Consider the following 22,872-nt stretch of genomic DNA (forward strand, 5'->3'; position numbering starts at 1 on the left):
GAGTGCCATCAACTGTGGACCGGTGCCAACTTCTGCGAATCTTCTCGCCGCTTTTTGCCAACGTTGCGAAGGGTCGGGCGGGGTATGTGTCCCGTACGCTGGCCGGGTCAGGTGCCCGGTGCGAGGAGCGGTCGGTTGAGCAAGACCTATGCGGGGGCGCGGCTGCGGCGGCTGCGCGCGGAACGCCGGATGAGCCAGGCCGAACTGGCCCGGGTGCTGGGCATCTCGCCGAGCTACCTGAACCAGATGGAGCACGACTCGCGCCCGCTCACCGTGCCCGTCCTGCTCCGGCTGACCGAGACCTTCGGCGTCGACCCCGGCTTCTTCTCCGAGCGCGACACCACCCGGCTGGTGGCCGACCTGCGCGAGACCCTGACCGGGGAGATCGCCGCGTCCCGGGTCTCCTCCGCCGACCTCGCCGAACTCGCCGCCCGGCTGCCCGCCGTCGCGCAGGTCCTGCTCGACCTCGGACGCCGCAACCAGCTCCTGTCCGAACGGCTCGCCGGCGCCGCCGACGGCCGCGGCACCCCCGTCGAGGCACCCCGCTCACCGCACGAGGAGATCCGCGACTTCTTCTACCGCCGGCAGAACTACCTGCACGACACCGACCTCGCGGCCGAGGACCTCGCCGAGGAGATCGGCATCCGGCCCGGCGAGGTGACCGCGGCCCTGACGGTCCGCCTTGCCGGCACCCACGGCGTCCGCCTCACCGGCGAGAAGGGCGGCCACCCGCACCACTACGACGAACGCACCCGCACCCTCCACCTCTCCGGCCGCCTCCGGCCCGGCCAGCGCGCCTTCCGCATGGCCACCCAGCTCGCCCTCCTTGAGGGCAGCGACGCCTTCGACCGGCAGGCCGCCGAGGACTTCCCGCCCGGCTCACCCGCCCACACCCTGGCCCGGATCGGCATCGCCCACTACTTCGCCGCCGCCCTGATCCTGCCGTACACCGCCTTCCACACGGCGGCCGAGGAAGTCCGCTACGACATCGAGCGCCTCGCCGACCACTACGGCATGGGCTACGAGACCGTCTGCCACCGCCTGAGCACCCTCCAGCGGCCACGGCTGCGCGGGGTGCCCTTCTCCTTCGTCCGCGTCGACCGGGCCGGGAACATGTCCAAACGGCAGTCGGCCACCGGGTTCCACTTCTCCCGGGCCGGCGGCACCTGCCCGCTGTGGAACGTCTACGAGGCGTTCGCCGCCCCCGGCCGCATCCACGTCCAGCTCGCCGAAATGCCCGACGGGCAGCGGTACTTGTGGACCGCCCGCGCGGTCACCCGGCACCGTGGTGGCTGGGGCGAACCGGGGCGCACCTACGCCATCGGCCTCGGCTGCGAGACCCGCCACGCCCACCGGCTCGTCTACTCCGACGGACTCGACCTCACCAACGCCTCCGCCGCCACCCCGATCGGCATGGGCTGCCGCGTCTGCGAACGCCTCGACTGCCCCCAGCGGGCCGCCCCGCCCCTGGGCCGCGCCCTGCGCATCGACCAGAACAGCAGCACCTTCGTGCCCTATCCGGTGGCGGAACCTCAGCCGAGGGGCACCCGCGGCACCTCGCGCTCCTAGGACGCGCACAGCCGGGCGAGCAGGCGGAACCCGCCGGGGGTGAGCGACCAGCGGACGGAGTCGGGGCCGTAGGCGGGGTCCGGGTCGTGGGCGGGGTCCGGGCCATGGGCGGAGCAGGGGCCGGCGGAGGTGTCCGGGTCGTGGGCGGGGCCGGTGCCGATGTGCGCCGGCCGGAGCGGCAGGACCGCCCAGCAGCGCTTCCCCTCCGCCGTGGGCTCGCTGCCGTACAACAGGCACAGGGCGTCGACGAGGGTGAGGCCGCGGCCGCTCTCGTCGTCCGGCCCCGCCGTACGTGGCCGGGGCGCCGCCGCGCTCTCGTCCAGGACCTCGACGACGAGAAGGTCCAGCTCCAGGGCGACCACGGCGGTCAGCCGGCCGCCCGCGTGCAGTGCCGCGTTGGTCAGCAGCTCCGACGCCACCAGTTCCAGGCGGAAGTACAGCTCCTCGTCCAGCGGGACGCCCCACTCCCGTACCGTCGCCGAGATCCGGTGCCGCGCGGCGCGCACCGCCGCCGGGGCCGCCGCGAAGCTGAACTCGAGACTGGAACGGGCCTGGGCGCGGTGCATGGCGGTATCTCCTCGGGGCACGGGGCAGGACACCACTCCTACCGGCCGGAGGCCCCGGTGGTGGCGAGGCGGTGGCGAGGCGGTGCACCTGGCGTCAGATGGACAGCAAGAGGGACGGCAGTACGGGCGGCGGTACGGCAAGTACGGACGGCAGTAAGGCAGTACGGAACGGCAAGGCGGACGAGCGACCGCGTGCCGCCCGCGCTGCTCGCCCCGTACGCCGTCCGCGACGGGTGGATCTGGACGGGTGGATCTGACCGGCCCGTTCCCGGGCACCGGGGCACGTGGGACGGCCCCGGCAGCGGTCGTACCGCCGCCGGGGCGCTGTCCGCGTGAACTCACCGACGCCGCAGGCGCCGCCTGGCGAGGACACCGGTCAGTCCGAGCAGGGCGCCGGTGCCGGCCAGCGCGGCGGTGGTGGTGGCCTGCCCGGGCCCGTGCGCGGCCGACGCGGTCGCGGACGCGGTCGTGGAAGCGGCCGTCGTCTTCTGGCCGGCCGCCGCCTCGGCCGCCGCGGTGCCGAAGCCGCCCGCGTAGCCCTTGCGTGCGTAGGACGAGCCGGGCAGCTTGTCGCCGTAGGCGCTGTGCACGTGCGCGTAGTACGCGGCCACGCTCTCGCCGGCCGCCCCGACGGTGGCCTTCGCCTCGGCGTTCAGCGGGAGCACGCGGTCGCCCCGCAGCACGTACCAGGCGTTGACCTGGGGCTCGCGGAAGGCCGTGCCGTCGCCGCCGGCCCGGGCGGCGTAGTCGGTCTCGTCCGAGCCGCTGGCGATGTTGACGACCTTCCAGCCGTCGGCGGTCCGCAGGCTCCACACGCTGGCGGTCTGGCCGGTGGCGGAGACGGCCTTGGTGGCGACGTACCCGGCCTGGGCGACCGGGGCGCCCGCCTTGCCGCTCACGAAGTCGGGGTTGAGGGCGTAGACGGCCACGCTGTCACCCGACAGGTGCGTGGTGGCGTCCTTGGCCGCGTGCCCGGCCACCGCGCTGCCGCCCTGCCGGGGGGCGTGGGCGAAGAAGTCGTCCAGCACCTTCAGCGTGGCGTCGCTGCCGGCGGCCGTGCGGCCGGCGGTCAGCTGGGCGGCGCTGAGCGCGGCCGGCGCCGGCGGTGCCGGGGTGGCCGCCGCGGCGGTACCCGCCCCGCACAGGCCGAGGGCGGTGGCGGCGAGGGCCGCACAGCCGAGGACACGGGCGGCGCGCGGCACGGTGTCTGCCTTGATGGTGCTCACGGGGGTCACGCTCCGATTCCGTACAGCGTGTGGGTCCAGGAGAAGGTCGAGTTGCTGCGGTAGTAGTCGTAGGTCGCCCAGTTGTACCGGGTGTCGCTGGGCCACGGGTCGCCCCAGTACACCCACGACTTGGAGGTGTCGTAGCCGTACAGCACCTCGGCGTGACCGCCGCCGGAGCTCCACTGGATGCGGGCCATCATCGGCTGCCGGGCGTTGATCTGCTGCTGGACCGAGCTGTAGCTGATGGGACTGGACGTCACGGTGCCCGCGGACAGCCCCATCCACCTGAACGCGGTCTGGTCGTCCTCCAGCGCGGCCTGGTTGTTGGGGCACGAGGAGCCCTGGGGCCGGTTGAAGGCGGCGTTGCAGAACTGGGTCTGCGAGTACTTGTAGCCGAACCAGCTGGCTATGGTGTTGCCGCTGGCCGACCAGCACCAGTTGTTCTGCTCCTGCTGCTGCATGGTGATGTTGAGCACGTTCTTGCCGGTGGCCGCCGAGGCGGCGGTGGCCGAGGCCGCGGTGGCCGTCAGGGCCGCGGCGAGCACGAGACTCGCGGCCGCCAGCCGGTGCCGGCGGCGGTGACGTGGTGCGCGGAGCGGTGTGGGTGACATGGCACACGGTCCTTGCTGTGGGGAATGGGTGGTGCTCCGGCCCTGCGCCGGACACGGCGGCCGTGCCCCGGAGTCCGGGCCGGTGCCGCCGTAGGGGAGTGCGCGGGCCGCCGGTGGTGGGGCGCCCGTGCGGAACAGGGGGAGAATCCGGAGGGCTCGGGCAGCGGCTCCGCCCTGTGGGGCGTTCCGCTGACCGGCAGATGAAAGTCTGTTGAATTGCCATGGACAGGGCAAGGGCTTCGGGATCGTCAAGCGTTATGGGAATTCGGCGTTCACCTGCGGGACGAGGCAGAGCGGGTCAGCAGGGCGGGGGGAGGAGGGGGGAGGGCGGGGTGCGGGGCGGGGTGGCGGACGCGACGGTTCCGCGTGCGTGCCCGCGTGCGAGAATGACCGCCGCCCCACCGATTCGGTTCCCGGAGATCGGCTCCCGCCCATGAGTCACCAGCCTCGGCCCCGCCCCCGTGACACCGAGCCCTGTGACACGAAGAGCCGTGGCACCGAGCCGTGTGGCACCGAGGGCCATGACACCGAGGGCCATGGCACCGAGGGCCATGACACCGAGGGCCATGACACCGAGGGTCATGACACCGAGGGCCGTGGCACCGAGGGCCGTGACGCCGGGCGCCGTAGCACCGAGGCGGATGACGCCCGAACGTCCCACGCCCTGCCCCCCGCGCGGACCGGCCAGACCGATCAGCCCGGCCAGACCGACCGGACCGGCCAGCCCGACCCCTCCGCCCAGCCCGGCCAGACCGACCGGACCGCCCAGCCCGACCCCTCCGCCCAGTCCGCCCAGCCCGACCGGACCGGCCAGCCCGACCCCTCCGACCAGCCCGACCAGACCGACCGGACCGGCCAGCCCGACCCCTCCGCCCAGCCCGGCCAGACCGACCGGACCGGCCAGCCCGACCCCTCCGACCAGCCCGACCAGCCCGGCCGAACCGACCAGACCGACCAGCCCGGCCAGTTGCCGGGACTGTTGCGCACCGGACCCTTCAGCGAGGCGCTGCGCGTGGCCATCAGGGTCCGGGGGCTGAGCCTCAGCCGCTTGCAGGACCGGCTGCGCCAGCACGGCGCCCCCGTCACCGCCGCCACCATCAGCGCCTGGCAGTCGGGCAAGTGCCGGCCCGAGCGGCCGCACGCGCTGATGGCCCTGGCGGCCCTGGAGAGCGTCCTCGACCTCCCGGCCACCGCGCTGAGTTCGCTGCTCGCGCCCCCCAAGCCCCGGGGCCGCTGGGTGAACGCGGCGGCCGGCCGGCCCAGCCTGGCCGAGGCGTGGTCCGGGCTGCTGCACGACACGCTGGACGCGGTGGAGACCCGCTGGACCGCCCATCTGACCTGCGTGAGCCGCCACCACCGGGTGGACATCGACGCGCACGGCCGGGAACACGTGCTGTGGAGCCGCCAGGTGCTGCGGGCCGAGACGGACGGACCCGACCGGTACATCGTCAGCTACCAGGCGGACCAGCCCGGCCCGGCGCCGGTGCTGCGGCCGTCCTCGCCCGAGCGCGTCGGTGCCGTCTCGCAGGACCCGGCGCACGGCACCCTCGTGGCCGAGCTGCTGTTCGACCGGCCGCTCGCGCGCGGCGAGACCGTCATCGTCGAGTACGTCCTTGAGCACGCCGTCACCCGGCCGGCGGCCCACCAGGCCGGGCTGTACCTGCAAGTACCCGTACGGGAATGCGTGATCGAGGTGCGCTTCGACCCCGCGGCGCCGCCCACGAGCTGCTACGCCTTCCACATCCCGCACGCCTCCCCCGCCGAGCACGCCTCCCCCGCCGAGGTGCGCGAACGCGTGCTGCGGCTCGACGCCGGCCTGCGCACCCACACCGTGGGCCTGGACCTCGCCCCGTCCCGCTTCGGCATCCGCTGGTCCTGGGACGGCTCCTGAACGTCGCGTGGTTCCCGCCACAGTGACGCAATTCTGTGACGGCCTGTGACGCACGCCCGCCGTCGACCTGGCATTTCCCGCCGCGCCGCGGGCTCGCGCCGACAAGTCACTGGCTCCTTCCGGTACGTGAACGCCCGCGCCTAACCTCCGTCTGCTCGCAGCGCTGCGTCCGTCTCGGCCCCACCGACTTCAGGAGACTCGATGTACCGACTCCCCGGCACCGGCAGACGGCGGCGGGCCGCCTGCGCCCTGCCCCTGGCCCTCGCGGTCGCCGCCACCGTCACCGGACTCGCCCAGACGGCGGTCGCCCAGCCGTCGCCGACTCCCTCGCCCTCGGCGGTGGTGGGCGACGCCCACCCGTCCGGCGCCCACCGGCTGGCGGCGCTGCCCGGCGGCGAACGGCTGTCTCTTTCGGTCGCCCTGCGGCCGCGCGACCAAGTCGCACTGGACGCCCTGGTCAAGGCGGTCGGCGACCCGCACTCGCCGTCCTACCGGCACTTCCTGACGGCACGTCAGTACAATCAGCGCTTCGCGCCCAGCGCCGCCCAGCTCGGACAGGTCGAGAGCTGGCTGAAGTCGCGGGGCCTGACCGTCACCGGCAGCACCGCCAACCGGCAGTCCGTGACGGTCACCGGCACCGCCGAGGAGGCGGCGAAGGCGTTCGGCACCTCGCTCTCCCACTACCAGGGCGCGAACGGGCAGCACTTCTTCGCCCCCGACACCGACCCCGTCGTCCCGGCCGCGCTGGCCGGCGTCGTGCGCGCCGTGACCGGCCTGTCCGACCAGGCGGCCGCCCACCGCATGTCCACCCCGCCGGTTGCCGCCCCCGCCGGTCCGGGCGGCCCCGGCGGCGGCTACACACCCGCCCAACTGGTCAAGGCGTACGGCCTGTCCGGCCTGTCGGGTGGCTTCGACGGCTCCGGCAAGACCGTCGGTCTCGTCGAGTTCGACGGCTTCAACCAGAGCGACGTCAACGGCTGGGCCAGTCACTTCGGCCTGGGCGGCATCCCGTACAAGGTCGTACCGGTGGACGGCGGCATCAGTTCCGTCGGTGACCCGCTGGAAGCGAACATGGACATCGACGCGGTCGCCGCGTTCGCCCCCAAGGCGTCCCAGCTCGTCTACGAGGCCCCGAACACGGACGCCGCCTGGACGGACATGATGGCGCGCATCGCCTCCGACAACGCCATCGACGTACTCACCACGTCCTGGGGCAACGGCGAGTCCTGCGCCTCCTCCTCGCTCATATCCTCCTCGCACGACTCGTTCAACCAGCTCGCACTGCAGGGCGTGACCCTGCTCAGCGCCTCCGGTGACCGCGGCGCGTACGGCTGCGCCTACGCCGGTGACTCCACCCAGCAGATGGTGTACCCGGCCAGCGACCCGCTCTTCACCGGAGTGGGCGGCACCAAGCTGACCACCTCGGACGCGGCGGGGACCTACAGCGGCGAATCGGTCTGGAACAACAGCAACGACAACAGCAAGAACGACCGTTCGGCGGGCGGCCCCTCCAACATCTACCCCAAGCCCGACTGGCAGCCCGGCACCGGCAAGGCACGGATGGTGCCCGACGTGGCCCTGGTCGCCGACTTCCAGGCCGGCGGCCTGTCGGTGCTCAACAAGGGCCAGTGGGTGTCGGCCGGCGGCACCAGCCTGGCCGCCCCGCTGTGGGCCGGTTATGTCGCCCTGCTCGACCAGAAGGGCGGCAAGCGGCTCGGGCAGCTCGACGCCACCCTCTACGGCCTGGCCGCAGGCAGCGACGGGAGCACGTACTTCCACGACGTGACCACCGGTGACAACGGCACGTACAAGGCCGGTCCTGGCTACGACATGTGCACCGGCCTCGGCACCTTCCAGGGTGACGCGCTGGGCGAGGCGCTGCTCGGCGGCAACACACCGCCGCCGTCCACCGACTTCGGCGTCACGGTGAGCCCGGCCTCCGGCAGCGCCACCGCGGGCGGCAGCACCACGGCCACCGTCTCCGTGAGCGCCGGGACCACCCCGCCGTCCTCGGTGGCCCTGACGGCCTCCGGCGCCCCCTCCGGCGTGACCGTCTCCTTCGCCCCGGCCTCGGTCGTTCCCGGCAAGAGCTCGACCGCCACCTTCACCACCACGGCCTCGGCGGCTCCGGGGACGTACGACATCACGCTCACCGGCACCGCCGGCCCGGCCACCCACACCGCGCACTACGCGCTGACCGTCACCGCGCCGGGCACCACCAAGCCGACCCTGGCCAACCCCGGTAACCAGACGGCCTACCAGAACCGCGCCACCAGCCTCACCCCGGTGGCCAGTGGCGGCACCACGCCCTACCGGTGGTCCGCGACCGGGCTGCCCAAGGGGCTCGCGATCAACTCCTCCACCGGCGTGATCAGCGGCACCCCGAGCGCCTGGGGCAACTACAACACGCGGCTCACGGTGACCGACGCGAGCGGGAAGTCGGCGACGGTCTCCTTCTACTGGTTCGTGTTCCTGTCCTCCTGAGCCGGTAGCGCGGCCAGGGCCTGCCCGGCGGATCTGGCCGGGCAGGCCCTGGCGGCACGGCACCTCACCCTCTGCTCCGGCCGCCGGGTCAGTCCCACTGCCAGCGCAGGCCGACGGCCCCGGCCGGGACATCCGTCGCGATGCTCTGCACCACCCCGCCACCGCCCACCCAGACCTCGCTCTCCACCCGCTCCGGGGCCCCCGGCGAGCGCTGGGTGATGCGGTGGCACTGGGCCGGCGGCTGCGCCCCGAAGTCGACCGCCAGCACGTACTCGGCGGTCGGGCGGGTGAACCAGCGCTGGTAGAACAGCAGCGGCCGGCCGGGCGGGAAGCACAGCTCGTACTCCACCATGGTCCGGTCGCCGCGGCCGAGCGGCCGGTCCAGGAGTATCTCCGCGGCCATCAGCCCGTACCGGCCCGCCACTTCGGCCCGGCCGGCCCGCCCGTACCAGACCCGGCCAAGGCGCGGGGCGTCCCGGTCGGGGTCGTCGATCTGGTAGTAACTGATCAGCCGGAAGGCCCGGTCGACCGCCGACTCCACCACCTTGCGCACCCGCAGCACCCGTTCGCACCGCTCCGGTCCCAACGTGAGCACGTCGTGCACGGAGCGCACCAGCAGATCGCCCTCCGCGGGCGCGGCCAGCCGCCGCATGATCTGGGTGACCGGCGGCCACACCGTGGAGTGCGGCAGCGTCCCGGGCGTGTGCCCCACCCACCGGCCGCGCGGCCTGCGCGGGCCGAGCAGGGCCAGCAACGAGGCGCGCGGCAGTCCGAGTACCTCCTCCAGGGCGGCCACCGCCTCCAGCGACGCCTCCCGCTCCGGCCGCGACCGGCCCTGCCGCCAGTAGACCAGCGTGGCCCGGGAGATCCGCACGCCACGGCTCGCGAGGCGCTCACGGAGCCGGTCCAGGGTCAGCCCCGACCGGTCGACGGCCGCGGACAGCGCCGCCTCGAAAGGCCCGTCGCGCAGCACCCGGGCAAGCGGACTGTTCAACTCCATCGCATGACTGTAGAGCGCCGCGCGGGCCGGCGGCAGGGGTCGTACGCGAGGTGGTGCGCGCGGTCATGCGCGCGGTCCGGGCGGGGCCGCGCACCGGTCGTACGGCGGCTCGGGCGCGGGCATATCGGATTGCCGCCGGTCGAGCCGGTCGGATAAGAAGCCTGCATGCTGAAGGGTGACAAGGTCGGGCTCAGGGCCCGGCACGAGGACGACATCCCGATCCTGCGGACCGAGCTGTACGACGACGTGGTCAACGCCTCGCGGGCGGAGGGCGCCCCGTGGCGGCCGATCACACCGGGAGCGAAGGACCCGCGGCTCGTGGTGGACGACACGGTGGACAAGCATGTCCCCTTCTCCGTGGTGGAGTCGGAGGGCGGCACGCTGATCGGCGCCGCCACGCTGTGGGGCATCGACACGCACAACCGGCTGGCCCACATCGGCGTGGGGCTGCTGCCGTCCGCGCGCGGCAAGGGATACGGCACCGACGTGGTCGCGGTGCTGTGCCACTACGGCTTCGTGGTGCGCGGCCTGCACCGGCTCCAGATCGAGACGCTGTCGGACAACACCGCGATGCTGCGCTCCGCCGAGCGCAACGGCTTCGTCCGCGAGGGCGTGCTGCGCTCCTCGGCGTGGGTGATGGGCGAGTTCCTGGACGAGGTACTGCTCGGGCTCCTGGCCCAGGACTGGCGCCGCCTGTCGGCGTGACTCCTGGCCCAGGAGCGGCGCCGCCTGTCGGCGTGATGTCGGCGTCCGGGGCGGGCTGTCGGTGGTCCGTGGACGATGTGTCGGTGCCCCGGTGGGAGCGTGATCGGCGAGCCGCTCCGCCGGGGGCGGCCGTGACCACCCCGTCCCGCACCAGCATCACTCCGGAACCAGGGAGCCCACCGCATGCCGCTCACGACCTCCGCCCCGACCTGGGACGTCCACCGGCCGCCGCGCGCCGAGGGCCGGGTCTTCCTGGTCACCGGCGCCAACGCGGGCATCGGGTACTTCGTCGCCGAACAGCTCTCCACGACGGGAGCCACCGTCGTACTGGGCAGCCGGGACCCGGCGAGAGCCGACGCCGCCATGACGTCGATCCGCTCGCGCGTGCCCGGCGCCAAGGTACGGGCCGTACGCCTCGACCTCGCCGACCTGTCGTCGCTCGGCGCCGCGGTGGACTCCCTGGGGGTGGACGCCCTCGACGCGGTGGTCCACAACGCCGGTGTCGCGCTCGACGACCCGCCGCGCCGCGAGACCCGGGACGGGCATGAGCTGATGTTCGGCACGAATCATCTCGGGCACTTCGCGCTGACCGGCCGTCTGCTGCCGCTGCTGTCGGCCGCACCGGCGGCACGCGTCGTGACCGTCGGCAGTTTCGCCGCGAAGACGGAACGGCTGGACCTGGCCGACCTCCAGTCCCGGCGGGACTACCGGGCCAAGCGCACCTACGGACGCTCGAAGCTGGCGCAGATGTACTTCGGGCTGGAACTCGACCGCCGCCTGCGCGGCCACGGCAGACACCCCCTCGGCCGCCAGATCACGGCCCCGCCCCGCGGCCAGCGCCTCCACGGCCGCCAAGTCGCTCAGCCCTTCCAGCAGAACGACCGTGCGCACCCCCAGCAACTCCGCCGCTTCCCTGACCGCCCCACCGGAATCACCCCGCGCCCACCCCGCGACCCCGTCCCGGAACCCCCGCACGTCGACCATGCGGGGAGTCTGCTGCGCCGACCGACACCGACACACGCGATATTCGCCGGCGTGACGGCGTGACGGCGTGACGGCGTAACGGCGTGCGGATGCCGAGGCCCATGGCGATGGCGATGGCGATGGCGAGGTCCGTGCCGTCGGCCCTGCCGGTGCCGTCGGCTGACCTGCTCACCGTGGCGCACCGGCCGGGCTCGGCCGCCGTCCGTCCCGTCACTCGTCCGGGCGCAGCTCCGAGTACACGAGGTCCACCAGTTCGTCGGCGTCCGAGGAATCGGGGTCGCCGGGGACCTCGTAGTAGCCGCCCAGGGTGGCGATCACGTCCTCCTGGGAGTCGTCGTACTCGTGGCCGTGCTCCTCCCGTTCACCGGCGGGCTGCCACCACCAGACCTTGTCGCGGATCTCCTCCTTCGACAGGCGGCCGTACAGGAGGATGTCCTTGCCCTGGACCTTCCCGGTGATCCGGGCGGAGTTCGTGCTCGCGTCGGCGGCCATGTGCCGTGTCTCCCTTCCTCGGGTTCCCCCGAGTCTCCCCGAGCGGGACGGCGCCGTCGGTGATCGGCGCCTCGTCCCGATCACGGCAGCGGATACCCACCGCAGCGCATCTCCCACCGCCCGAACCGGCCAAGAACCTGCCAATCACCGCCCGATCACCGGAACGTCGTGAGCGGGCCTTCAGGCCGCCGCCCGGTCGTCCAGAGGCACGTCCAGCCGGGCGGCCACGCCGGTCAGGGCCGTTCCCAGGGGGAGCGCGACCCGGGTCAGGGCGTGCCGGTCGCCCCGGGTCGGGTCCCGGTTGACGATCAGCACCGGCTTGCCGTCCTGCGCCGCCTGGCGTACGAACCGCAGCCCGGACATCACCGTCAGCGAGGACCCCAGGACCAGCAGTGAGGTGGCCGCCCGGACCAGCTCACGGCAGTGCTCGACCCGCGCCGGCGGCACGGCCTCCCCGAAGAACACCACGTCCGGCTTGAGGACGCCCCCGCAGTCCAGGCAGGGCAGCACCCGGAAGTCCCCCACCTGCTCGGCGGTGAGGTCGGCGTCACCGTCCGGGTTGATCCCGGCGGCCACCGGCGCGAAACCCGCGTTCGCCTCCTCCAGCCGTTGGGCGAGGGCGCGGCGCGGGCTGACGGCGCCGCAGGACAGGCAGCGCACCCGGTCCAGGCTTCCGTGGAGTTCCACGACGCCCGCACTGCCGGCGGCCTGGTGCAGGCCGTCCACGTTCTGGGTGATCACACCCGAGAGCAGTCCGTGCCGCCCGAACGCGGCCACGGCCCGGTGCCCGGCGTTGGGACGGGCCCGGCCGAAGGTGCGCCAGCCGAGGTGGCTGCGCGCCCAGTACCGGCGCCGGGCCTCGGCCCCGGCGATGAAGTCCTGGTACGTCATCGGGGTGTGCCGGCTCAGGCTCCCGCCCTCGCCCCGGTAGTCGGGGATGCCCGACTCGGTGGAGATGCCCGCCCCGCTGAGCACCAGCACACCACCGGCGCCCAGCGCGTCGGTGACCGGCCGGAGATCCGTGGTGCCCGGCGGCAGGTCCTCGTCAGGGGTCCAGCTCAGGGTGGGGCGCATGCGCATGCCGTCAGGGTACGGAACGACCGCTCGGCGGTCACGGGAACGGGAACGGGAACCGGATCGGGAACGGGAACGGGAACCGGATCGGGAACGGTCACGGGAACGGGTGCGGGTGCGGATTGACCTCCTCGGGGCGGAGCGGCCGGGCGGAGTGGCCGAGGCGGTGGGAGGCGGTCAGCACCCGGTCGAGGCCGGTGATCCGGCGCAGCCGGTGCCCGAAGGTCATCGGCAGCAGGCCGGGGACGAGCGTCTTGACGCAGGACAGGCCGGAGGCGGCGTGGTCCGGGGTGGTCTGGTCGACGACGATCGCTTCGAGGCCGGACGCGGCGAAACGGCCCACCAGCTCGTCGAGGTCCGCGCGCAGGTCGGTGTGGCGCGGCCAGGCGTGGCGGTCGGCGAGGTCGCGCAGGCTGCGGCGTTCCTGGGGCGGCCGGCCGCCGGGCGCGAGCAGGAAGTCCAGGCGGCGGGCGGCGACCGGATCGCAGTACAGCAGCGCGTGGTCGTCCATCAGGCGCACCTGCTCGGGGTCCTCCCGCATCCGGGCGGCGTCCTGCTCGCGCTGCGGATAGATCAGCCGGTACGCCTCGATGGCCGTGACCAGTTCGTGCAGGGCGCCGAAGACACCGCGCTCGGGATCGAGGCCCGAGCCGCCGGCGCACAGCACGGCGGGGCGGGGCGCCGCCGTTCCGGTACCGGCCTCGGCGGCGGGTGTGGTGTCGGGGGCGATCCCGGCCGTGGTGCGCGGGTCGGTGTCCACGGCGGCGGCCCAGAAGCAGGGGATTCCCTCGGGGCCGGTCACGTCGAAGACCTCGACGCGGTAGCCGGTGCGGTCGTGGACGCGGTCGGCGAGCAGGCCGATCCGCCGGTCGCGCGCGGTGCGCAGGTCGAGCGCGGGCGCCGGCAGCCGGGCGTACCAGGTGAGCAGGAACGCGTCGCGCTCGGCCAGTTCCAGCAGGCCGTACAGGGCGGCCTCCTCGACGCAGCCGCCGAGCGCGCAGCCGTTGGAGATCTCGGAGACGAACGGCAGGGCAGCGGCCCGCCGGCCATGTCGGCCGAGACGGTAGTACGCCAGGCTCTCGGGCACCAGGACCGGCCGTTCGCGGGTCAGGGAGTACCCCCAGACCCACGGCAGGACGAGGTCGGGGTGGTAGCCCTGGAAGGGGAAGCCGGGCTCCCGGTAGCGGTGGGGTTCGTGGCCGCCGGTGGCCGCCGGGTCCAGTACGCCGCCGGGATGCCGGGCGGCGAGTTCCCGGTGACTGCCGCGCACCACGGTCCGCCGCCCGCCCGGACGGCCCCCGCCGAGCCGCTCCAGCGCCTCCGCGATCGCGGTGACCCGCGCGGTACGGAAGTCCAGCGCGCGGCCGTACCCGCCGTCGACCGACTCGGCCGGACCGGCCTTGGCCTCGGCGAACGGCAGGGTGTGCAGTCCCCGGGCCCGCAGCCCCTTGAGCACGCCCGTCTCGTCGTCGGCGTAACGGTCCTCCAGCACGGTCCGTTCGGCGCGCAGGTCCCGGACCCGCAGGACGGCGGGGTCCGGCTTGGGCCGGATGACACGCGGGATCACGGCGGCGGCAGCGGAGTCGTCGGGCAGGCCGCCGCAGCCGGGGCAGTGCGGGTCGGGCAGGAAGGCGTGCCGGGTGATCGCCAGGTCGGTGAGGCGGACCATGGTGACGGAAGCGGTGGCCGCCAGCGCGGGCTCGGGGGCCGTCGCCGTGCCGGTGAGCCGGTGCAGGGCGAGCCGTGCGGTGAGGTCGGCGCCGAGCGGGGTGAGTAGGGGGGAGACCGTACCGCTCAGGCGACTGCCGTACGTGGCGCGCAGGGCCGCGTCCTCGGCCGCGTCGGTACGTGCTCCCGCGCGGCGGGCGGCGAGACAGTGGTGGCAGCCCGGAGTGCCGGGGCGGACCAGCGGGCCGATGAGCACGCGGTCCAGTTCGGCCACGACCAGCAGGAACGGGTGGCCGTCGGCCATCAGGTGGCGTACGCGTTCCGCCGCCGCGTCGGGTGTGTCGGCGGCCAGCAGCCGTACGTTGCCGGGCGGCCGCGACCACGAGGCCACGGCCGCGTCCCACCGGCGGGCGAGGGCCTGCCCGAGCAGGCCGCCGTCGTGGACGAGCGGGGCGCTGTCGACGTCGACGCGATCGGGCGGGGCGTCTGTGGGGAGCGGCGGCCGGGCGGGGGCCGGTGGCCGGTGGGCATCAGTCATCGCAGCGCACCGCTCTCAGCAGGTAGGGCAGGACCCGGGTGGCGGCCGGGTCGTGATCGAGCGGCACGATCAGGGCGCCGCGCGCGTCACCGCGCAGGTCGCGGCGCGCCGCCGTCACCGCCTCGTCGAAGGTGGCGCCCGAGCCGAGGCCCCGTGGCGGGCGCGGCCCCCGCACGCGTACGGAGTCCACCGGGACCAGCCGGGCCGTGCCGTGCTCGGGCGACCAGGCCCACAGCGCGGGCCCGCCGGACGCCAGGACGTACCGCCGCGGGTCGAGGGCGAGCAGCGCGTACAGCGCCAGCGCGCGTCGCGCGGTGCGCAGGCGCGCTGTGGTGAAGTCGGGGCCGGTGGCGTGGACCCGGTGCTCGGCCCGCCCGGTACGCGGGTCGCGGACCAGGGCTCGGGAGGCATGCCGGGGGAACTGCGGCAACGCCCCCTCGTCCAGCTCCGCGAGCAGTCCACCGCGCGGGTCGACGCAGCCCGCGGCGCGCCGGGAGAACTCCTCCGCGTCGACGGCCGGTCCGTCGCGCAGGGCGGCGATCCGGGCCAGGAACCGCGCCGCGGACTCCGGTGCCGCCGGTAGCGCCGCAGGGTGGGGGAGGCAGGGGTGGCGGGTGGTGGTCAGGGTGGTGGTGTCCAGCCGGGTGAGCGGGTCCGGCTCGTCCTCCGCGGAGAGGGAGGGGGAGGGGGAGGGGGCGAGGAAGGCGCGGTGGAAATGGTGGGCCAGCAGGGTGGCCGCGAACTCGACGTCAGCGTACGTGCGTTGAGGGGTACGAGGGGCGACGGCCTCCGTACCGTGCACGCGCAGCCAGGCGCCGAGCCAGCCGCCGGGGGCACGCTCCGGACCGGGGGAGAGCGTCGGGCCCAGCCACCAGGACTCCGCGTCCCGGACGGCGGCGGCGCACCACAGTCCGTGGGCACGGCAGTCCTCGTCGAGCCGGGCGACGGACCGGGCGTCGTCGCCCGCGGCGAGCAGCAGCAGCGCGTCATGGCCGCCGGCCGCCACCGCGGTCCGGGCCGCCGCGTGGCCGGCCACCGGTGTGACGGCCGCCAGGCCGGTCAGCCGCAGCGCCTCCGCCAGCGCACCGGCGCCGCCCGTCACCGCGCCGAGGACCAGCACCCGCAGTCGCGCATACGCGGCGGCACGCCGGTCCGGCCCGGTATCGGACTGGTCCGCCAACAGGCCGTGCCGGTCGGCGAGTTGCAGGACCCGCAGCACCGTGGTGCGACGGTCACCGTCGAGGCCGTCCAGCAGTTGCCCCACCGTACGGGTGCCGTCCAGGAACGGAGTGAGCCGGTCCAGCCAGCCGGCGATGCCGGGAGCGGCGATCAGGTCCGTGCCGCGGCTGGAGCGCACGTACACGGTGCCGCTGCCGCTCGGCGTCAGGAAGACGTCAGGACGCAGGAGCGGGACGGAGTCGGAGGTGATCACTGTGTCCTCGGCCGGGCAGGGGGCGGAACGGACGGGTCTTCCGGGCCTGCCGGGTCCTCCGAGCCTGCCGGGTCTTCCCTGGCTTCCGGGTCCTCCCTGGCTTCCGGGTGGAACAGATGGCAGGCCGGTGTGCCGCTGCCGCGTTCCTGGCCGAGCAGCGCGGCCAGCAGCGTGGTGCGGTCGGGGTGCGCGCGCAGTACGGCGTCGGCGGCCGGGGTGTGCACATCGCAGCGGAGTCCGGCGCCGAGCCCGGCGCGCGCGGCGGCCAGTCCGATCCGCTGGCCGATGACACCCGCCCGCAGGTTGAGCATCCGGTACCAGCGGTCGCCGTACGCGCGGTAGCCCGCCTCGTAGTCACCGGTCACGAGCACCGCGCACGCGGCCTCGAAACCGGCCAGCTCTCCCGGCCCGCCGGGCAGGAACAGGCCCCGGGGCGTGGCGTCCCCGGTGACCGGCACGAGCCGTCCCGTGCGCGCGTCACGCCGGTGGCAGCCGGGTGCCAGGCCGGTGACGCGGTGGGCGACCACGTACAGATCGCAGTCGGCCAGATCGCAGTCGGCCAGGTCGCAGTCGGCCGGGTCGTAGTCAGCCGGGTCGCAGTCGGCCGGGACGGCATGGTCCAGCGGGACCGGTCGGGCGGCCTCCTCCAGGACCGCGAGCAGGGCGGCCGATGAAACGGGCACCGGCTCGAAACCGGAGCGGGCGGTACGGCGGCGCAGCAGCGGGGCGTCGGGCGCGAGTGCGCCGGGCGTCCGGGCGGTGACGACCGCGTGGACGCGCTCCGCCGCGGGGTCGAGGCCGAGCAGGCGGCCCAGTTCCTCGTCCGCGAAACGCGCGTGGGCCAGCGGCGCGGCACCGGCCGACTCCAGCAGGGTGAGCGCCTGCCCGGTCAGCACACCGGTGTCGAGCGCCTGGAGACGGTGGCCGAAGGGGCCGTAACGGGCCACGTTCGCGTCCAGCCGGCTGGTGATCAACAGGACCCATCGCGGTCGCTCGTGCGGCGGGCGGTCCAGGGAGCGGGTGAGGTCGGCGCGCAGGTCGGCGGGGGAGAGGAGTTCGAGTGCGTGCGCCGACGGGAGGTAGTGGCAGAGCCCGGCGGCGGAGGCGGCGTACACCTCGGCCGGGTAGGCGCCGCCGCCCGACGGCACCGGTCGGCCGGCCCCCACGCCCGCGTCGGTCCAGTCGACCCGGGTGACGCCGTTGAGCAGCGCGAACAGCGCGCCCATGCACTCCAGCGAGGCGGCGGGCCCGTGGTCGGCCGGGGGCGGTGACGGGAAGGCCGGCGGAAACGGCAACGGGAGGACGGGCGCGCCCGGATGGTGCTTGGGCGCGGTGCTGTCCGCCGCCGGGTCGATGGTGGGCAGCACACTGCCGTACCGGGCGTGGTAACGGCGGGCCGCCGCGCCGCCGGTGTCGGTGTCGGTGGGTGGAGGGTACGTGCTGTTCAGGTCGGGCGCGTCAGGCGCGCCGGGCGGCGGAACCGGTGCGGTGATCCTCATCCGTGAGTCCGCGCCGGTGCTGTCACGGTATCTGGGGCGTCCGTGGCGTCTGCGGCGGAGGCCAGGACCAGTTCGAGCGCGCTGACGCCGTAGACCTCCTCCACCGCGTCGGCCGCGAGATGGCACAGCAGATAGCGGGTCAGGCCGGGCAGGCCGAGGCGGGAGAGGTGCAGATAGGTGTAGTTGAGCATCAGGCGGTAGCGCAGGAAGCGCGGATCCCGGTACATCATCTGCTTGTACGTGACGCTGCCGCTGATCGCCCGGTGCAGCGGGCTGGCCGAGAGCAGGCCGCCGATGCCGTTCTCCTCGTCGGTCGGGATCTCCGCCTCGGGGATCTCACCGGCCTCGTACAGAGCGGTCCAGCGGCTGCCGAGCGGGTCGATGGCGGCGACCCAGCGGTGCAGTACTGCGGCGGTGACCGGTTCGGCAGCGGCCTCCGCCCGGGCTGCTTCCGGCTCGGTCCCGGCGGAGTCGAAGGCCGCGACCACGGCCCGTACCTGCCCGGTGAGCACCGCCCGGTTGGCCGCGTACCGCTGCTCGAAAGCGTCCCGCACCTGCGGGCCGACCGTGCTCAAGTACCCCTCGGCGTGCGACCGGAAGGAGACGAACCCGCGCCGGATCGACGGGTCCTGCGGGTGCCGGCAGAGCGTGTGCGCGGTGGCGAGCATCAGGCGCAGGGCCAGCGTCTCGCGCGGCAGCCCCGCCGCGATCAGCTCCAGCTGCTCGAACAACAGGTCGTTGGTCCGCTGGTAGAAGAGGGCCAGTTCGTCGGCGCCGACCGGGCAGCCCAGCACGTCGACGCGGCGGTCGTGCTCCTCCCAGGTGATCGAGTTGTCCGGGTAGAAGGGGGTGAGGGGGCCGGGTTCGCGTTCGGCGGCGGCGAGGCGGCGGTGCAGCGGCAGCAGGGCGGCCTCGTCGAGCGGGGCCGCCGTCGAGGGCCGGGCGGTCAGCTGTCCGCCGACCAGTTCGGTGACGGCGGGCTCCACCAGCTCGGTGAAGACGGCGGGCGTGGCCCGGACCACCAGGCGCAGATGGGGACCGCGACGCCAGTGCCGCAGCACGTACGCCGCTTCGACGCGGCCGGCGCAGCGCTCGATCACCGGCCGTACGCCCTGAAGGACCAACTGATCGGTGCCGTCACCGAAGTACGCGATGTGGGCCGCGCGCCACTGTGGCTCGTCCGCCGGCGGGATGGCTGCCACGGGAGTTCCTCCTTCGCGGTTCTGTGCTGTCCGGGGTGGTGGTGGTTGGGGTGGGGCGGCCGGGGAACGGCCCTCACGGGGGCGCGGTGCCGTCGTGCCGAGGCGGCGGCGGGTCGCCGTCCGTCAACTCCGCCACGGACAGCAGGGCCAGGGCACGCAGGGCCGCCTCCTGACCGAGCCGCACGTCGAGGCGGTTGCACGCCAGGTGGGTCAGATGACCGGCCAGGCGGGCCGGGAGGGCCGGTAGGGTGGCGGCTTGGCGCTGGGCATTCCGGCAGGCCGCGAGCCACTTGATGACCGGGTCGGTGCCGGTCTGGTCGGTCGTTGCGGTCGCTGCGGTCGGTGCTGCCGCGTCGGCCGGTACTGCCGTACGCACCGCGCGGGCGACAGTGAGCAGGGCGGCACGCCGATCCCTGTACTGGGCGAGCACACCCGGCGCCGGCCCACCCGGCGAAACACCCGCGTCCCCCGCCGCTCTCGCGTTCCCCGCCGCTCTCGCCTCCCTCACGTCCATGCTGCCGGCCAGCAGCGCGAAGCAGTGCGCCGACCGCCGGGCCGGGCTCCACCGGGCCAGTACAGCGGCGAGGGCCAGCTCGCTGCACGTGGCGAACGCTTCCTCGACGGCCCGCAGCGCGGCGCCCCGGCCGTACTTGCCGTACTCCGGACGGTAGGCGTGGAAGGCCAGGCTGTCGTTGGGGGCCAGCGCCCCGGGCTCGCTCTCCGGCTCCCGCGCGGCCAACTGCCGTGAAAGGGACCGATATTGCTGTGCCGTCATGGGCCGGGAGGGGGGCAGCGTGCGGAAGAACGCCGCCGTGTGTGCCTCCAGCGCGGCGCGTACCGCCGGTTCGGCCGCCGGTGCGGTGAGCCGTACCCGCAGGCGCAGGTGCGGGCCGCCCTGCCAGTGGCGGAGGAAGAAGAAACGGTCGGCGAGGCCGCGCCGCCGCAGCTCCGCGACGGCCTCGGGGAGCAGCGCGCCCACCACCAGATCGAGCGGGTGCCCGGTGAACACATGGGCGCCGACCCAGCGATCGCCGCCGGCCGGCTCCGGACCCGGCACGTCTTCGGGCGGCCGGGTCAGCATGCTCCCGCCCGCCGCTCCGCCACCGGCGCCGGGACTGGAGTGTGGCCGGTGGGCAGCTCGATCAGGAACTCGGTCGCGTAGTGGCGGCCGTCCCGGTGGGCCGGGGCGTCGTGCGGGTCGGGCAGGGCCTCGGTGAGCAGCAGCGGCCGCCCGGTGGCCGCCGCCCGCTCGAAGACCCGCAGCAGATGGGCGTGGGCGAAATCGAGGTACACCGGCTTGCGGTCCTTGTCGTGCAGCGCGGGGCCGGTGAAACCGTCGGCGGGGCGCGGGGTCAGGGTGCGCAGGAAGCAGCGCTGCGGCAGGCCGAGCGCCGCGCGCCAGGTGTGTACACGGACCAGATGGGCGGCGTCCGTCTCCCCGGCGGCGCGCACGGGCGCCCGGCCGCCGTCGACGAACCACGTCGCACGGCGCAGCACCACGGCCCCCAGGGCGAGGCGGGGCATCCTCGTCCAGCCCGCGCCGGGCGCCGCCTCCGGGCCGCGACGCGGTGGGGCGGTGGCGGTACGGTCCGGCGGCGGCAGCAGCCGCCACAGCTGCGGCCAGTCCGACCAGAAGGCGTAGGAGGTCTGGCCGAACGCCTCCACCAGCAGCCGGGCCGGCAACGGGAGCAGCGGCGTGGCGAGCAGGCCCAGGTGGAGCGGCCGTACGACACGGCCGATGGCGCGGTGGACCAGGCGGAGGCGCTGGGCGCGCGGGTCGTGGACGACGTCGAGGTCGGCGGGGCGGAGCAGCCGTTCGGGCGGCCGGTGCGAGGTGGCGCCGTCGAGGTCGATCGCGTAAGGGGTGGCTTCGGCGCGCTGGTTGAGGGCGCTGCCGAAGACGGCGTCGAACTCCGCGTACAGCGGGCCGCTGACGGGATCGGGAGCGGGAGTGTCGCTGTCGGGGGCGGCGGGCGGGTCGTGCACGGCCTCGGGCCGGGCGGCCGGTGTGTCGAGCAGGCGGGCGATCCGGGTCCGGCCGGTGCCGTGGCCGCAGGTGACCGTGTTGAGTACCAGACCGAGCCCGGCGGCCGGGCCGGGCAGCGCCTGGACGTAGCAGGCATGGCGATCGCCCGAGGTGTCCGGGTCGGGCCAGGTGCCGCAGAGCCGGCGCACGGCCCGTGGTTCCAGACGTACGGTGCCGTCGGGCGCGGGCGGAGTAGCGGCGATCAGGCGGCGCAGCTCCTCCTGCCGCCGCGCGTCGCGCCCGGCGGGAGCGTGCGAGCCGCCTGCGGCCCACCACGCGCCGAAGTCCTGGAGGAAACGGGTGAACGGCTGCCTGAAACCCGGTCCGTAGACGGTCACGGCACGCTCCCGGAGCGCCGCGCGGGGCGGTGCGAGGGTGTCGAACGGGGCGAGCAGCGCGGGTACCAGGGCGAGATCCGCGAGGGCGGGCCGCCAGGCGGCGACATCGAGCGCGGCGGCCGCCCCGACGGTGACGGTGTGGTGGAAGTACAGCGGACCACGGTCCAACTGCTCCGCCGGGCCCAGCAGTCCGAGCCGTCGGGCGGCGTCCGTGGTGTGCCGGCGCAGGGCGGTGGCGATGCCCCGGTGGGCGCCCGGCGCGGCGGTCCGGGCGGCGTCGGTCTGGTCGCGGATCGCGCGCAGCTCGCTGAGCAGGAGGGCGAGGCGGTCGCCACGGGGCGGCTCCGGCAGGTGCCGGACGATCCAGTCGCAGAGCGTGGCGGCGTCCAACTCCTGGTCGGGCAGGCCGAGACGGACCTCCAGCAGCCCGAGCCGGACGAGCCGGGCTATGACGGCGTCGGCGGGGGTGGTGACAGCGGGGGTCGTGACGGCGGTGGTCGTGGGGCGGGCGGTGGCGGGGCCCTCCGGGCCGGGTTCATGCCCATGCCCATGCCCATGCCCAGGTCCAGGCCCATGTCCGGGCCCGGTGCCGGGTCCAGGTCCGCCGAGCAGGGCGCGCAGCCGTCTCGGGCTGCCCGCCTCCCGGACCGCCGCCAGGATCGCGGCCAGCGCCGGTGTGGCGGGCAGGGTACGCACCTCGCCGGACGGCCCCGGCGCGGTGAACAGCCAGTACTCCCCCTCGGGAGAGGACACCGGCGTGGCCGCCGGGTTGACCCGCAGCCGGACGGCCCCGTCCAGCTCGGGCAGCAGGGCGAGCGCGGCGGCGATCCGGGACAGCGGCAGCAGCCCCGCCTCGGCCACCTCGGCCCGTACGCTGCTCTCCAGGCATACGGCGGTACCGGCGTCCGCCACCCAGTGGCCGAAGCCGACGGCGGCGAAGGTGGTCAACGGGCTGGGCTTGGCCATCGCGCGGCCCGCGTACTTGGCCAGCCGCACGGCCGCCCCGTCCAGCGGCCGCCGCCCGGGCCTGTCGCGCTCGCTCCAGCGCAGCAGGTCCTCGTACAGATCCGGACTGGCGTAGTCGAGACCGGTGGCGAACGCCGGGTCCCGGACGAGCGCGCCGAGGGCCGCTGCCGCCGACCGGGTCTCGGTGGGCAGGACGCGTTCCAGTTCGGCGAAGTGGCCGGCCCGGGTACGGCGGAGAGTGGCGTGCTGGTGGAGGCGCTCGGTGAGCGCGGTGCCGAGCACGTCCGGCGGGGCCGCCGAGTCCAGCAGCGGGCCGATGCGGGCACCCCGGTGCACCGCCCGGCGCAGGCCCACCAGCCGGGCCTTGAAGGGGCGGGCCGCCTCCGTGCCGATCAGGGCGTGCAGAGCCTCGCTGAGCTGCGCGGCGTCGGCCGCCAGCCGCTGGTCCAACGTCACGATGTGCGCGGCGAGTTCGGTGCTGTGCGGGATGCGGGAGGCGTCGAGCGCGGTGGTGGGGAGCCCGGCGATCCGTACCCCCACGGCTCCCGCAGTCCCCGCAGGGTGGACGAGCGGTCCGGGCGCACTGCTCGGCTCCCGGCCC

General features: G+C 74.7%; 17 protein-coding genes. 5 read left to right on the forward strand and 12 right to left on the reverse strand.

The features are described from left to right. The first annotated feature begins 135 nt into the window (after nt 1-135). The gene (locus ABZ858_RS26660) at nt 136-1,569 is read left to right on the forward strand and encodes a short-chain fatty acyl-CoA regulator family protein (RefSeq protein ID WP_361383569.1); all 1,434 of its coding nucleotides are present in this window, start codon (nt 136-138) and stop codon (nt 1,567-1,569) included. On the opposite strand, the gene ABZ858_RS26665 is transcribed toward ABZ858_RS26660, so the two are convergent. The 3 genes from ABZ858_RS26665 to ABZ858_RS26675 all read right to left on the reverse strand — a co-directional run bounded on the left by ABZ858_RS26665 (nt 1,566) and on the right by ABZ858_RS26675 (nt 3,972). Continuing rightward, complete coding sequence (locus tag ABZ858_RS26665) at nt 1,566-2,135, reverse strand: ATP-binding protein (RefSeq protein ID WP_361383572.1); 570 nt, start codon at nt 2,133-2,135, stop codon at nt 1,566-1,568. The genes ABZ858_RS26660 and ABZ858_RS26665 overlap by 4 nt on opposite strands. 338 nt (nt 2,136-2,473) lie before the next feature. Next, nucleotides 2,474-3,361 carry a hypothetical protein gene (locus ABZ858_RS26670; protein ID WP_361383575.1) on the reverse strand — a complete coding sequence of 296 codons (888 nt, stop codon included), beginning with the start codon at nt 3,359-3,361 and terminating at the stop codon, nt 2,474-2,476. A 5-nt stretch (nt 3,362-3,366) separates the two neighbouring features. Continuing rightward, nucleotides 3,367-3,972 (reverse strand): papain-like cysteine protease family protein, encoded by a 606-nt coding sequence (locus ABZ858_RS26675; protein WP_361383578.1) that lies wholly within the window; start codon nt 3,970-3,972, stop codon nt 3,367-3,369. A 433-nt stretch (nt 3,973-4,405) separates the two neighbouring features. On the opposite strand from ABZ858_RS26675, the gene ABZ858_RS26680 reads away from it, so the two are divergent. Then, nucleotides 4,406-5,863 (forward strand): hypothetical protein, encoded by a 1,458-nt coding sequence (locus tag ABZ858_RS26680; protein WP_361383581.1) that lies wholly within the window; start codon nt 4,406-4,408, stop codon nt 5,861-5,863. A 201-nt stretch (nt 5,864-6,064) separates the two neighbouring features. Beyond that, nucleotides 6,065-8,347: a protease pro-enzyme activation domain-containing protein gene (locus ABZ858_RS26685; protein ID WP_361383584.1), complete on the forward strand. Its 2,283-nt coding sequence runs from the start codon at nt 6,065-6,067 to the stop codon at nt 8,345-8,347. An 88-nt stretch (nt 8,348-8,435) separates the two neighbouring features. Here the strand turns inward: ABZ858_RS26685 and ABZ858_RS26690 are convergent, their stop codons facing one another. Beyond that, complete coding sequence (locus tag ABZ858_RS26690) at nt 8,436-9,347, reverse strand: hypothetical protein (protein ID WP_361383587.1); 912 nt, start codon at nt 9,345-9,347, stop codon at nt 8,436-8,438. A 165-nt stretch (nt 9,348-9,512) separates the two neighbouring features. Here ABZ858_RS26690 and ABZ858_RS26695 point away from each other — a divergent pair, with 165 nt between their 5' ends. After that, entirely contained in the window at nt 9,513-10,052 is a 540-nt protein-coding gene (locus ABZ858_RS26695; RefSeq protein WP_361383590.1) for a GNAT family protein, read from the forward strand. Between the two features lie 183 nt (nt 10,053-10,235). After that, nucleotides 10,236-11,099: an SDR family NAD(P)-dependent oxidoreductase gene (locus tag ABZ858_RS26700; RefSeq protein WP_361383593.1), complete on the forward strand. Its 864-nt coding sequence runs from the start codon at nt 10,236-10,238 to the stop codon at nt 11,097-11,099. 147 nt (nt 11,100-11,246) lie between these two features. Here ABZ858_RS26700 and ABZ858_RS26705 read toward each other — a convergent pair whose 3' ends face one another. From ABZ858_RS26705 to ABZ858_RS26740, 8 genes are all read right to left on the reverse strand, one after another. Further along, nucleotides 11,247-11,528 carry a hypothetical protein gene (locus tag ABZ858_RS26705; RefSeq protein ID WP_361383596.1) on the reverse strand — a complete coding sequence of 94 codons (282 nt, stop codon included), beginning with the start codon at nt 11,526-11,528 and terminating at the stop codon, nt 11,247-11,249. Between the two features lie 180 nt (nt 11,529-11,708). Beyond that, a complete protein-coding gene (locus ABZ858_RS26710; RefSeq protein ID WP_361383599.1) occupies nt 11,709-12,608 on the reverse strand; it encodes an NAD-dependent protein deacetylase in 900 nt (299 codons plus the stop codon). A 91-nt stretch (nt 12,609-12,699) separates the two neighbouring features. Further along, nucleotides 12,700-14,808: a TOMM precursor leader peptide-binding protein gene (locus ABZ858_RS26715; protein ID WP_361383602.1), complete on the reverse strand. Its 2,109-nt coding sequence runs from the start codon at nt 14,806-14,808 to the stop codon at nt 12,700-12,702. Next, the gene (locus ABZ858_RS26720) at nt 14,801-16,240 is read right to left on the reverse strand and encodes a hypothetical protein (RefSeq protein ID WP_361383605.1); all 1,440 of its coding nucleotides are present in this window, start codon (nt 16,238-16,240) and stop codon (nt 14,801-14,803) included. The genes ABZ858_RS26715 and ABZ858_RS26720 overlap by 8 nt, the downstream gene beginning before the upstream one ends. Further along, entirely contained in the window at nt 16,237-17,739 is a 1,503-nt protein-coding gene (locus ABZ858_RS26725; RefSeq protein WP_361383608.1) for a hypothetical protein, read from the reverse strand. The genes ABZ858_RS26720 and ABZ858_RS26725 overlap by 4 nt, the downstream gene beginning before the upstream one ends. After that, entirely contained in the window at nt 17,736-18,941 is a 1,206-nt protein-coding gene (locus ABZ858_RS26730) for a thiopeptide maturation pyridine synthase (protein ID WP_361383612.1), read from the reverse strand. Before ABZ858_RS26730 ends, ABZ858_RS26725 begins: the two co-directional genes overlap by 4 nt. Before the next feature lie 73 nt (nt 18,942-19,014). Beyond that, nucleotides 19,015-20,022, reverse strand: a complete 1,008-nt coding sequence (locus ABZ858_RS26735; protein WP_361383615.1) for a lantibiotic dehydratase C-terminal domain-containing protein — start codon at nt 20,020-20,022, stop codon at nt 19,015-19,017. After that, complete coding sequence (locus tag ABZ858_RS26740; protein WP_361383618.1) at nt 20,016-22,811, reverse strand: lantibiotic dehydratase; 2,796 nt, start codon at nt 22,809-22,811, stop codon at nt 20,016-20,018. Before ABZ858_RS26740 ends, ABZ858_RS26735 begins: the two co-directional genes overlap by 7 nt. Nucleotides 22,812-22,872 lie beyond the last annotated feature (61 nt).

This window comes from Streptomyces sp. NPDC047017 (assembly GCF_040644175.1).
Lineage (GTDB): Bacteria > Actinomycetota > Actinomycetes > Streptomycetales > Streptomycetaceae > Streptomyces.